The 13,165-nt window shown below is 46.1% G+C and carries 6 protein-coding genes; all 6 read left to right on the top strand.

Annotation, left to right across the window (positions count from 1 at the left end):
* Window positions 1-124 precede the first annotated feature (124 nt).
* The 6 genes from Q8J82_RS11375 (at window position 125) to Q8J82_RS11350 (ending at window position 13,102) form a co-directional block, all read left to right on the top strand.
* Window positions 125-493 (top strand): response regulator, encoded by a 369-nt coding sequence (locus tag Q8J82_RS11375; RefSeq protein ID WP_300387995.1) that lies wholly within the window; start codon window positions 125-127, stop codon window positions 491-493.
* A gap of 114 nt (window positions 494-607) precedes the next feature.
* On the top strand, window positions 608-3,007 hold the full coding sequence (gene cheA, locus Q8J82_RS11370) for a chemotaxis protein CheA (RefSeq protein WP_305328337.1): 2,400 nt from the start codon (window positions 608-610) through the stop codon (window positions 3,005-3,007).
* Complete coding sequence (locus tag Q8J82_RS11365) at window positions 3,004-3,522, top strand: chemotaxis protein CheW (RefSeq protein WP_305328336.1); 519 nt, start codon at window positions 3,004-3,006, stop codon at window positions 3,520-3,522. The genes cheA and Q8J82_RS11365 overlap by 4 nt, the downstream gene beginning before the upstream one ends.
* 106 nt (window positions 3,523-3,628) lie before the next feature.
* Window positions 3,629-6,676, top strand: coding sequence for a methyl-accepting chemotaxis protein (locus Q8J82_RS11360; protein ID WP_305328335.1), 3,048 nt, complete (start codon window positions 3,629-3,631; stop codon window positions 6,674-6,676).
* Window positions 6,677-6,846: 170 nt separating this feature from the next.
* Complete coding sequence (locus Q8J82_RS11355) at window positions 6,847-9,429, top strand: methyl-accepting chemotaxis protein (protein ID WP_305328334.1); 2,583 nt, start codon at window positions 6,847-6,849, stop codon at window positions 9,427-9,429.
* A gap of 415 nt (window positions 9,430-9,844) precedes the next feature.
* A complete protein-coding gene (locus tag Q8J82_RS11350; RefSeq protein ID WP_305328333.1) occupies window positions 9,845-13,102 on the top strand; it encodes a methyl-accepting chemotaxis protein in 3,258 nt (1,085 codons plus the stop codon).
* Window positions 13,103-13,165 lie beyond the last annotated feature (63 nt).

The following is a 13,165-nucleotide window of genomic DNA, read 5'->3' as shown; positions in this document are numbered from 1 at the left end:
ATTCTGAAATTTATGCCGTTAAGTAGTATGTGATAAGTCTTAAAACGCTTAAAGAATTCCTTAAAAATAAGAGTTCTTTATTAATGATAAGCAAGATTAACAATGAAAAAAGTGAGTGAATGAAATGGCAAAAACAATTCTAGCAGTAGATGACTCAGGTTCTCTTCGCCAGATGGTGGCATTTAGTCTTAAAGCCGCTGGTTACGATGTGGTTCAGGCCGTTGATGGGCAAGATGGCTTGGATAAAGCCAAGGAAAAGACCGTAGATTTAGTGCTGACTGACCAAAACATGCCGATTATGGATGGCCTCACGCTCATTAAAAACTTGCGTGAATTAGGTTCATATCAAAAAGTGCCGATTTTAATGCTCACCACAGAATCCAGCGATGAAATGAAAGCTAAAGGAAAAGCCGCAGGTGCCAATGGCTGGCTGGTTAAACCGTTTGATCCAAAACGCTTAATCGAAGTAGTGCAAAAGGTGATTGGGTCGTAATTATATTTGTAGGAGGGGTGTTTCACCCCGAATATTGACGGTTGATGGTCACGTTTTTTCGCGGTCACAGACCACTCCTACAGAAGCAGTTAAATACATAAACGGAGTACAGCAATGACAATTGATATGAGTCAGTTTTATGAGGTCTTCTTTGATGAAGCAGAAGAGCTGTTAGCTGAAGCTGAGCGTTTACTTCTTGGCATCGATATAGAAAACCCCGATACCGAAGATTTGAATGCGATTTTTCGCGCCGCCCACTCTATTAAAGGCGGTGCAGCTACATTCGGCTTCATGGATATGACCGAAATTACCCATGTGCTTGAAAATTTGCTGGATAAAATCCGAAAACATGAAATGGCGCTCACAGCCGAGCATGTTGATGCCTTTTTGGCAGCTAAAGACGTACTAAAAATGGAAGTGGACGGTCACCGATTCGCTACAGAGGTTGACCAGGAGCAGGTAGCTGACGTCAAGATGATGCTGAAATCGCTTTCTGAAGCAGGTGGTTTGGTAAACAAGCCTGCGACCAGTGTTAGTGCACCGCAAACAACACCTGTAGTAGATGAGAAAAAGGCAGCTGTGCCAGAAGTCGCTGCACAAGTGGCAACTCAGGCGGCAGATCAAGTGCCTGCTGATGGATTAACACATTTTCATATTTTCTTGCCGGAAATTTCAGATAAAGATGCGACCAATCTTCAAGAGGAGCTTGGCCTGTTAGGTGAAGTGGCATCCAGTAAAAATGAACATGGTCGTTATGTATTAGTACTCAGTACGGATTCAACGCAAGACGACATTGTTTCAATCTGCTCATTTGTGCTTGACCCTAATGACTTAGTTATTTCATTGGCACCGCATACAGCGGCACACGTAAGGCCGGTGATTGCTGAGGCAAAGGCGGTAATCGTTGAAGATGCCGGTTTTGGATTATTTGAGGATGATGTTAGCGATAAACCAGTATTAGCAAGTACACCAGTTGTTGCAGATGCAGGAACTAAAGGTAAAGTGGCCATTCATGAAGAAGTGGGTTACGGGCTATTTGCTATAGAAGGCAAAGAAAATGTAGAAGAAGGTTACGGTTTTTTTGCGCCGTTTAAACCGCACCCTGATGCAGCGGTTGCTACCCTGATTGGTGATGACACGCTAACTACAGAAGCGAATTCAGGCAAGGCAGAAGTGGCTGTTAAGGTTGAAGCAGAAGCAGCGACAAAGACAGCAGCAGAGGCTGTAGAAAGGAGAAATCAAGGTCGCCGTGAATCTGATAAAGCACCAGCCAGTGCAGAAACTTCATCCATACGCGTAGGCATAGAAAAGGTAGACCAATTGATTAACCTGGTTGGCGAGCTGGTGATTACACAAGCCATGATAGAGCAGCGTATTAGCAATCTTGACCCTGTTCAATATGAGCCACTCATTAACAGTGTAGGGCAACTCACACGTAACACGCGTGATTTGCAAGAATCTGTTATGTCGATTCGCATGATGCCGATGGACTTTGTGTTCTCACGTTTTCCGCGCATGGTGCGCGACTTAGCCGCCAAATTAGGCAAAAAAGTAGAGTTTGTTACTGTAGGTGCGGCTACTGAGCTAGACAAAGGTTTAATCGAGCGCATTGTAGATCCGCTTACTCATTTAGTACGCAATAGCGTGGACCATGGTATTGAAATGCCAGCCGGCCGAAGGGCTGCAGGTAAGAGTGAAGTAGGTACGCTGACGCTTTCTGCCGCACATAAAGGCGGCAGTATCGTCATTGAAGTGACTGATGATGGCGCTGGGCTAAACCGTGAAAAATTACTCGCAAAAGCTAAAGCGAATGGGCTGACAGTCAGCGAGAACATGACCGATACCGAAGTGTTCGGACTCATTTTTGCACCAGGTTTTTCAACGGCAGAAGTCGTCACAGACGTTTCAGGCCGTGGTGTAGGCATGGATGTTGTGAAGCGTAATATCGCCGCGATGAATGGCGTAGTTGAAATTCGCTCGGCCCTTGGTTACGGCACCACTATTTCAATCTCACTGCCGCTGACTTTGGCTATTTTAGACGGCATGTCAGTGTCATTGGGTAACAGCATTTATGTTATCCCGTTAAATCTCATTGTAGAAACCTTACAGCCACGTGCGGAGGATATTAAGACTGTGACAGGCGAAGGTCGCATGGTGCATGTGCGCGGTGAGTATTTGCCCATTATCGCGCTACATAGTTTATTTAATCACCACACCGATATTACCGACCCTACTGAAGGCGTACTGGTGTTGCTTGAATCAGACGGTAAAAAATCCGCGCTGTTTGTAGATCGATTAGTCGGTCAGCAACAAGTAGTGATTAAGAGCCTTGAAACCAATTATAGAAAAGTGCCGGGCGTATCTGGCGCCACCATCATGGGTGATGGCGGTGTAGCGTTGATTCTGGATGTTTCAGCCATTATTCAAATGGGGCAAACAACCAACTACCTCACTGGCGCTTTTGCCTTCTCACACTACGCAAACCAAGCAATACCAAAGGAGCTTACAAAATGAGTACAGATATCGTAAATAACGCAGCCAATTCAAAAACCGCTTCAACAAAAACAAAAAATGCAGCAGGGGAATACCTGACTTTTGTTTTGGGTGATGAGCAATATGGCTTAGAGATTTTAAAAGTGCAGGAGATTCGTGGTTACGACGCAGTAACGCAAATCGCCAACACGCCGGATTTCATTAAAGGCGTAGTAAACCTGCGCGGCAAAATCGTGCCGATTGTCGATTTGCGCATCAAGTTTCATCTCGGCAAAGTTGAATACGACGAATTCACCGTGGTGATTATTTTGAATCTCAACGGTCGCGTGGTCGGCATTGTGGTGGATGGTGTTTCAGACGTAATGGCCTTAAAAGAAGATCAAATTCGTGACGTGCCATCGTTAGTTTCAAATATTGATACTAAATACATCGTAGGTTTAGCTTCAGTAGAAACGCAGATGTTTATTTTGGTAGATATAGAACAACTCATGAGCAGTCAGGAAATGGCGTTGATGGACAACGTGGCAGTGCATTAAAGTTTTGTAGGAGCGACGACTCGTCGCGAAGCAGTGGTGCAATCGCGACGAGTCGTCGCTCCTACATAAAACCAATAACAAAGAACTTTTGATTAAAGGACTAAAAATGAAATTTTCTATGCAAAACATGAAAGTAAGCCAACGTCTGGCTGGTATGGTCGGACTGGCGGCTCTGGTGGTTATGACGCAGGCAGGATTAGGTCTTTACGAGCTATCCATGGCAAACAACAGCCTTAAAACCGTGTATGAAGACCGCATGGTGCCATTAGGGGATTTAGGCAAAATCTCCAACCTCATGCTGGAAAACCGGACATATTTGAGAATCGCGCTCAGTGAAGTGGAAATTGATACTGCGGGAAAGAAAACCTCGCTGGTCATGAACCCTGAAATGGCTGCAAAATCTGCTGATGCTATTGAACATAACATAGAGCTTATCACCGGATTATGGAAAGGTTACATGGCGACCTACCTGACGCCTGAAGAAAAAATACTGGCGGATAAGTTTGCAGAAAGTCGTGGCAAGTTTGTCAAAGAGGCGTTGAATCCAGCTGTGACTGCATTGCGGGCAAATAACTATGAAGAAACAAAAGCACTGTCTGGCAAGGCGCGTGAACTCTACGACGTAGCTGCTCCTGAAATGACGGCGCTGCTTAAATTGCAAGGCGATGTAGCCAAACAAGAATATCAGGCAGCTGCCACAAACTATGAAAATATACGCCTGCTTACATTGGGTGGGTTAAGTGGCGCCATTGCTATTTTGTTCTGGCTCGGATTGGTCGTGTCACGTTCCATTACTAAACCGTTAGAAAAATCCATTCAAGTGTTTGGACAAATTGAGGAAGGCAAATTCGACACAGCGATTGATGTGCAAGGCAATAGTGAGTTGAGCAGTGTATTGCAGTCATTAAAAGGTATGCAAACCAGGCTGGGCGCGGATATTAGTGCCCAGCATGAGTTGGCAGACAAAGTGAAAGAGCAATCAGTTCAGTATGAAGGCCAGCTGGCCGCCATCAGTAAATCTACCGGCGTGATTGAGTTCAGCATGGATGGTAAAGTGATTGCCGCCAACGATATTTTCTTAAATGTGCTGGGTTACAGCCTGGCTGAAGTAGTAGGCCAGCACCACAGCGCAGTTGTAGCACCTGAATACGCTGCCAGCACCGAGTTCAAACAGTTTTGGGAAAAACTTAATCGTGGTGAGGCTATTGCCGGTGAATTTCAGCGATTTGGTAAAGGTGGCAAAGAGATTTGGATACAAGCTTCATACAACCCGATTTTATGTGCAGCAGGCAAGCCATACAAAGTGGTGAAATACGCCACCGACATTACCGCGCAAAAAATCAAAAATGCCGATTATGAAGGCCAAATCTCGGCCATCAGTAAATCGCAAGGCGTGATTGAAGTTTGTCTGGATGGCATTGTCATTAAGGTCAACCAGGTTTACTTAGATATGCTGGGCTACAAAGAAGCTGAATTGCTTGGTAAACATGTGAGCATGGTGCTAGACCCAAGCTTTGCCAAGAGTGACGCCTATAAAACCTTATGGGATAAACTGGTAAAAGGCGGCACCGATGCAGGCCAGTACAAACGTATTGCCAAAGGTGGTAGAGAAGTGTGGATTCAAGCTTCTTACAACCCGATTGTCGATTTAAATGGTAAGCCATACAAAATCGTTAATTACACCATGGATATTACCGAAGCTAAACTACAAGCGGCTGATAATGCAGGCCAGATATCCGGCATTCAAAAAACGCAGGGTGTGATTGAGTTTGACCTCACAGGTAAAATTCTTGCAGTGAATGACAACTTTGCCAACGTGACTGGCTACAGCGAAAAAGAAATCGTCGGTAATCATCATAGTATGTTTGTAGAACCTGCTTACCGTAGCAGCCACGAATACAAAGCCTTCTGGGATGCGTTAGGCCGTGGCGAAGCGCAAATAGGTCAAGTCAAACGTATTGGTAAAGGTGGTAAGGTAGTCTGGCTACAGGCCATTTACAACCCGATTTTAGACATGAATGGCAAACCATTCAAAGTGGTGAAATACGCGACGGATATTACCGAGCAGCATAACAGCGCAGAAACACTCGCCAATGCAGTTGAAGAAACCCGAGGCGTTATTGAAGGCGCAAAAGCCGGTGATTTAACCAGCCGTGTTTCACTAGACGGTAAAACAGGCGCGATTGCTTCGCTTTGCGACGGCGTCAATGCACTGATGGACAAAATGACCGAAGTTATCGTGCAGGTGCGTGAAGCGGGTGAAACCATCAACACCGCCGCAGGTGAAATATCATCTGGTAATAATGACCTCTCAGAACGTACTGAACAGCAGGCTTCAAGTTTAGAAGAAACCGCAGCCAGCATGGAACAACTCGCTTCAACCGTGAAGAACAACGCAGAAAACGCCAAACAAGCCAACCAGCTTGCCGCAGCGGCTTCAGGTGTCGCAGTTAAAGGCGGTGAAGTTGTCGGCCAGGTGGTTAATACTATGAGTGCCATTAACAGCAGTGCGAAAAAGATTGAAGACATTATCTCAGTCATTGACGGCATTGCCTTTCAAACCAACATTCTTGCTTTAAATGCAGCGGTTGAAGCCGCCAGAGCGGGTGAACAAGGCCGAGGTTTTGCGGTGGTCGCAGGTGAAGTGCGCAATCTGGCGCAACGTTCTGCCACCGCAGCAAAAGAGATTAAAGAGCTTATTGCAGACTCCGTGAATAAAACTGCCGAAGGCACCATACAGGTTGAACAAGCAGGTAAAACCATGCAAGAAATTGTTTCATCTGTACAACGTGTCACCGACATCATGGGCGAAATTACTGCAGCCTCAGTAGAACAAAGCGCAGGAATCGACCAGGTGAATACTGCAGTGACCAGCATGGACGAAGTGACGCAACAGAATGCCGCCTTGGTTGAAGAAGCGGCAGCAGCGGCAGAATCATTAGTAGAGCAAGCTGAAAGCTTAATTGATGTGGTGAGTGCGTTTAAATTGAGCGGTGGGAACCCAGTAAGCAATAACCGCCGCACAGTGAGTAACCCAATGAGGGCGTCTAGCCAGCCAGCCGTGCGTCTGGCACCTAAAGCAGTGGTTAAACCCAGTACGGCCAAAGTAGCGTTAAAAACAGGTACGGATGATGGCGATTGGGAAGAGTTTTAAGATGGCGGTTCCCTGAGCCTGTCGTTCCCTGAGCTTGTCGAAGGGCAGTGAGTGTCCCCTTCGACAAGCTCAGGGAACGCCCTTCGACAAGCTCAGGGAACGAAATGGTGGAATACGTTAGCAATAAAATTTAATTTGATAATTATTATGTATCGAAATGTGAGAGCGAAATGAATATGACCGTTGCCAAAAAAATGTTGCTATTAACCTTTATCGCCATGATAGGCCTGATAGGGATGATGGTATTAAACCAGCAGCAAATGGAAAAGGTTTATACCAACACCAATTACGCCAATACCAATATTGCGCCTAGCATTATTGAGCTGGATAAGGTTAGGTACAAATTCAATACCTTGCGTATCCGTACGGCTAATCACACCATCATTACTGATGCAAGCAAGATGGCCGAAGTGGAAGTGGCGATTAAAAATCTACAGGATGAGCTAGGCACACTTTTCAAAGGCTATGAGGCTTATGTGGTTGATGACAAAGAAGCGCAAATGCTTGAGGCCGATAAAGCTGGCTTGAAAGAATACTATGTGCGATTAGAGCCTATTTTAGCTGCCTCACGTAACAACAAAAAAGACCTTGCACATCAGTTATATGTTGATATTCGTGCAACTGCAGAAAAAGCCAATAATGATATTGCAGCGCACATGGACTATAAAGTCGCGCTCGGTAAGGATATGGCTGAAGAAGCAGCTGTAATTAAAAAGGCAGCTAAAAATGTGTCCTTAATAACTGGAGCCCTGATTTTGCTTGCTATCGCAATCTTGGGTTTTATGATTACACGTAACTTGCGCAAACAGTTAGGCGGCGAGCCTGATGAGGTGGCTAATATTGCCAACACGATTGCTGAAGGTGATTTAAGTTACCAGATAGAACTTGCAAGTGGCGATAAAAACAGCCTAATGGCAACCATGCTTACCATGCAGCAAACCCTTAAAGCAGTGATTGACGAGCAAAGTTCGATGTCAAAAGAGAACAAGTTAGGCAACATCAAAGCAACTATCAATACAGATAAATTTCATGGCAGCTATAAAACCATGGCAGAAAATGTGAATGAAATGGCCGCAAATCAGGCAGACGTCATGCGCAAAGTCACGGCATGTATTGCTGAGTTTTCAAATGGTAATTTTGAAGCGCCGTTGGAGCGATTTCCAGGTCAGCGTGCATTTATCAATGAAGGTGTAGAGCTGTTACGCAGCAACATTAAAACCTTTATTGCCGATATGCAGCACATGGCTAAAGAGCATGACGCTGGCGATATAGAGGTGGTGATTGATGAAACCAAATATCAAGGCGCTTATGCAGAAATGGTGCATGGCGTAAATAATATGGTGGGTGGCCATGTGCAAGAAAAAGAGCAGATGATTCAGTTAGTCCGTGCGCTGGGGGATGGCGATTTTGACGTCAAAATGCAGCAATATCCGGGCAAAAAAGCTGAAATTAACAAGAATTTAGACAGACTCAACGGCAAACTCAAGGGTATTGTAGATTCAGTGAAATGGGTGACGGCAGAGCATGAAAAAGGCAATATTGATATGACTTTGCATGCGCATATGTTCAAAGGTGGTTTCAGTGAAATTGCTTCATCAGTCAATCATATTGTAGCGGGGCAAATAGAACTTACCGAGAAAGCGTTGGCTTGCGTTAAAGAATTTGGTGAAGGTAATTTTGATGCGCCGCTTGAACAATTCCCAGGTAAAAAAGCATTCGTCAATGAAGCGATTGAGCAAGTGCGCAGCAACTTGAAAGCATTGAATGCGGATGCACAAATGCTGGCAGATGCCGCACGTGAAGGCCGTGTAATGGTCCGCGCTGATATTGCCAGACACATGGGCGATTACCGAAAAATCGTCATGGGTATGAATGAAACGCTGGAGATGATTGTTAAACCAATCGTCACGGTTAAACAATCAGCAGAAGCGATTAACACTGCGGCTAAAGAAATCGCGCAAGGTAATGCGGATTTATCACGCCGTACTGAAGATCAGGCGGCAAGTTTGGAAAAAACCGCTTCCAGCATGGATCAACTTTCATCGACCGTTAAACAGAATGCGGATAATGCCAAACAAGCCAATCAGCTTGCCATTGCAGCTTCCGGTGTGGCGGTAAAAGGTGGGGATGCGGTTGGTGAGGTAGTGAGCACTATGAGTGCTATTAATGCCAGCGCGAAAAAGATTGAAGATATTATTTCTGTGATTGATGGTATTGCTTTCCAAACCAATATTCTAGCCTTGAATGCGGCGGTAGAAGCGGCAAGGGCAGGTGAACAAGGTCGGGGTTTTGCGGTAGTGGCAGCCGAGGTGCGTAACCTGGCGCAACGTTCAGCAGGTGCGGCTAAAGAGATTAAAGAGCTGATTAACGATTCCGTGAGCAAAACCACAGAAGGCACCAAGCAAGTTGAAATGGCTGGTGAAACCATGCAGGAAATCGTCGGCTCGGTAAAACGAGTTTCTGACATTATTGGTGAAATTGCCGCCGCATCAACCGAGCAAAGTGCAGGTATTGCGCAGATTAACGATGCCATTATGAAAATGGATGATGTCACACAACAAAACACGGCATTGGTTGAAGAAGCCGCCGCCGCCGCTGAATCGTTGATGGAACAAGCGGAAGAAATGACAGCGGTGGTGAGTGTGTTTGTGTTGGATGGTGACGTGCGTAAAATTAGCAATAAAAGCGTGGGTAGAGCATCGCCAAAACTTAACGTGATAGCCGAAAAAGTTGTGCATGCACTTGGACATTAGAAACATTGGATTTCTTGAGCCTCAAACTGTTCCATGAGCCTCAAGTCGTTCCCTGAGCTTGTCGAAGGGCAGTATTTGAGTATTCCCTTCGACAAGCTCAGGGAACGGTTAGCAAGTGTAGCCTCGATGAAATGAAGTGGAATCGAGGGAGTTTGAATTAGGTGTTATTCGCGGTCACAGACCGCTCCTACATACGACTTTTCAAGAGATTTATCTCTTAGAAAATCGGAGTGCCCTTGTGGTACAAAGAAAATTGGAAGAATTTTAAGGGTTTATTGTAGGAGGGGTGCTTCACCCCGAATGCGATGTTGAATATTGTTGCGGTGTTATTTGCGGTCACAGACCACTAAAAAAAGCGAATGTAGATTTAAACGCGGATTCAACCTTGAATCCGCCAAGTTAAAAAGGAACTAAAATGAAAATCAATATGCCTGTCACTCAACACGAGATTGAGTTAAAAGAGTCGTCACAAATTGTCTCTAAAACCGATCTGAAAGGTAAAATTACCTTTGTGAATCGAGATTTTATAGAGGTTAGCGGGTTTGCTGAAGCAGAGTTGATTGGCCAGAGCCATAATATTGTGCGCCATCCCGATATGCCGCCCGAGGCGTTTGCCGATTTATGGAATACCGTGAAAACAGGCAAGCCGTGGATCGGCATAGTGAAAAATCGCTGTAAAAACGGCGATTTCTATTGGGTAGAGGCGGTTGTTTCGCCGGTGAATGAAGGTGGTCAGGTAGTAGGCTTTATTTCTGTGCGGAAAAAAGCATCGCGCCAGCAGATTGAGGGGGCCATGCGCTATCACCGTGTCATCAAAGAAGGCCAGGGCTGGGCTGCGAGCATGTTGGGTAAATTCCACAGTTTCAAGAGCAAGTTTAGCTTGAAATCCAGAATCATTTCCATTTTTATGGTGGTGGCATTGTCCAGCCTGGCAGTTGGATATAACGGCCTGGCTGGTACTCAATATAGTAACGATAAACTTACCACGGTTTATCAAGATAGAGTGATTCCCTTACAACAACTCAAAGTCGTTGCTGATATGTATGCGGTGAATATAGTCGATACCTCGCACAAAGTGCGCAACGGCAATATGACGTGGGCACAGGGCGAGGCGAGTGTTGATAAAGCATTAGGTGAAGTGGACAAGCAATGGAAAGCCTATACCAGCACTTATCTGGTGGTTGAGGAAAAAAAACTGGTGGCTGAAGCGGAAATTTTATTTGCCAAGGCTAATGCAACTACTGCCACCTTGCAAAGCATACTGCGTAGCCAGGATGCTAAGCGCATCGCCACATTTACCAGTTCTGAGCTTTATCCGACCATAGACCCGTTGTCAGATAAAATCAGTGAACTGATTAACCTGCAACTTAAAGTGGCGGGCGATGAGTTTGCAGCTGCAGAGAGTAATTACAGCTATCAGCGCAATCTCAGCATTGCCTTTATTCTCATTGGAGTTGCGCTAGCTGGACTGCTAGGCTGGATGCTCTATCAGGCGATTATACCGCGCGTGCAAGATGCCGTCAGGTATTTGCTGGCAAGTGCACAAGGCCTCGATCATGAATCCGTGCGACGCACCGGGCATAGAGATGAGTTGACCGATGTTATGGATTCTTACCGCGCCTTAAAGACACGGCTGGATTTTGATCATGTTGAAACATTGAATGGCGTTAATCGTATTACCGCCGCGTTAGACAACGCCTCAATGGCGGTGACTATTTCTAACGAACATAACTTGCTTATCTATATGAATAAAGGCGCTAAGGCATTGTTCCAGAACATGGCGACAGGCATCGCTGTGCGTCATCCTGGCTTTTCTGTAGATAAAATGTTGCGAACAAAAGTAGGGCAGTATCTTGAAAACGATGCCGACCGCGAAAATTTTGCGCTGGAACTTCAGGGCCCTAAACAAATAAATACCGTAAATGCGGGTCATCACCTCGAGCTTTTGCTTAACCCGGTTCACGATGCTGACGATGGTCGATATCTGGGCCGTATGACGCAATGGGTCGATCGCACGGCAGAAGTGGCGGCTGAGCAAAAAGTAGCCGCACTGATAGAGCAGACGGTGGCGGGTAATTTGAAGCAACGCATCGATGCTTCCAGCTTACCGCCAGGCTTTTTACGTGATATCAGTGAAGGCACTAATCGCCTGTTAGAGGCTGTAATTGGTCCGTTAAATATGGCTGCCACTTATGTGGATAACCTTTCTAAAGGGGTTATTCCTGCTGAGATTACCGCAAACTATAATGGTGATTTCAATATTATTAAAAACAACCTGAATGCATGTGGACATGCAATCAAAGCGCTGGTGGCCGATGGCAACTTGTTGGCCGAAGCAGCGGAGTCAGGCAATCTGACGACACGAGCTGATGCTGAAAAACACTTGGGTGAATATCGTAAAGTAGTCGAAGGCTTAAACGCAACGCTGGATGCGATTGTAACGCCACTGAATATGGCGGCTAGCAAGCTGGAAAACATTGCCAGTGGCGATATTCCAGACAGGATTACCGACCACTATAACGGCGACTTTAACAATATTAAAGACAACCTCAACACCTGTATCGAGTCTATCAATGCCTTAGTGGGTGATGTGCAAATGTTAGCCAACGCCGCCAACGATGGCCGTGTTTCTGTACGTGCTGATGCAAGCGCCCATTCAGGCGACTTCCGCAAGATAGTAGAAGGCGTGAATGAAACGCTGGAAATGATTGTCAGCCCGATTGCCACCGTTAAAGTAGCAATAGAAACCATCAGCACTGCGGCTAAAGAGATTGCTCAAGGTAATGCCGATTTATCACGTCGTACTGAAGAGCAAGCAGCATCACTGGAGAAAACCGCCGCCAGCATGGAAGAGCTTTCTTCTACCGTTAAACAAAATGCCGACAACGCCAAACAAGCCAACCAGCTTGCTACAGCGGCTTCCAGCGTGGCAGTTAAAGGCGGCGATGTGGTCTCTGAAGTGGTCGGTACCATGAGCTCAATCAATGCCAGTGCCAAAAAGATTGAAGACATTATTTCAGTCATCGACGGTATTGCCTTCCAAACCAACATTCTCGCCCTCAATGCCGCAGTAGAAGCCGCCAGAGCAGGTGAACAAGGTCGCGGCTTTGCTGTGGTGGCTGGTGAAGTGCGTAATCTCGCACAACGCTCCGCCAGTGCCGCCAAAGAGATTAAAGATCTAATTTCAGACTCTGTCAGCAAAACCGCAGCAGGCACCAAGCAAGTTGAAAATGCCGGTAACACCATGCAGGAAATCGTCACCTCAGTCAAACGGGTATCCGACATCATCAGTGAAATCGCCGCTGCATCGCAGGAACAAAGTATCGGCATTGAACAAGTCAATGACGCAGTGATGAAGATGGACGACATGACCCAGCAAAACACCGCTCTGGTAGAAGAAGCCGCTGCTGCAGCTGAATCGATGATGGAACAAGCCGATGAACTGATGAATGCGGTCAGTGTGTTTCAGCTTGAAGGTGAAAGTCAGAATAGAAGCCAGATCAACAAGCAAAGTGACCGACGCGTCATCAACAACCCGATGCGAGGTTCAGCAGGCAGGTCAGCCCGACCATTAGCCTCAAAATCAGCAGAATCAAGCCCATCACCTGCCAGACCAGTGAAAGTGGCTAGTGTGAAATCCGGCACCGATGATGGGGATTGGGAAGAGTTCTGACCCTGCCGTTCCCTGAGCCTGTCGAAGGGAATGTTGAACACGACACCCTTCGACAGGCTCAGG

The organism is Methylotenera sp. (assembly GCF_030684185.1).
GTDB lineage: Bacteria > Pseudomonadota > Gammaproteobacteria > Burkholderiales > Methylophilaceae > Methylotenera.
Note: the sequence above shows the minus strand (reverse complement) of the source record. Positions and strands in the feature narration are given on the sequence as shown.

What these genes read in the sequence shown, in the direction of transcription:
- Q8J82_RS11350 (WP_305328333.1), top strand. Translation starts at nt 9,845, where the DNA reads ATGAAAATCAATATGCCTGTCACTCAACACGAGATTGAGTTAAAAGAG.
- Q8J82_RS11375 (WP_300387995.1), top strand. Translation starts at nt 125, where the DNA reads ATGGCAAAAACAATTCTAGCAGTAGATGACTCAGGTTCTCTTCGCCAG.
- Q8J82_RS11360 (WP_305328335.1), top strand. Translation starts at nt 3,629, where the DNA reads ATGAAATTTTCTATGCAAAACATGAAAGTAAGCCAACGTCTGGCTGGT.
- Q8J82_RS11365 (WP_305328336.1), top strand. Translation starts at nt 3,004, where the DNA reads ATGAGTACAGATATCGTAAATAACGCAGCCAATTCAAAAACCGCTTCA.
- cheA (WP_305328337.1), top strand. Translation starts at nt 608, where the DNA reads ATGACAATTGATATGAGTCAGTTTTATGAGGTCTTCTTTGATGAAGCA.
- Q8J82_RS11355 (WP_305328334.1), top strand. Translation starts at nt 6,847, where the DNA reads ATGAATATGACCGTTGCCAAAAAAATGTTGCTATTAACCTTTATCGCC.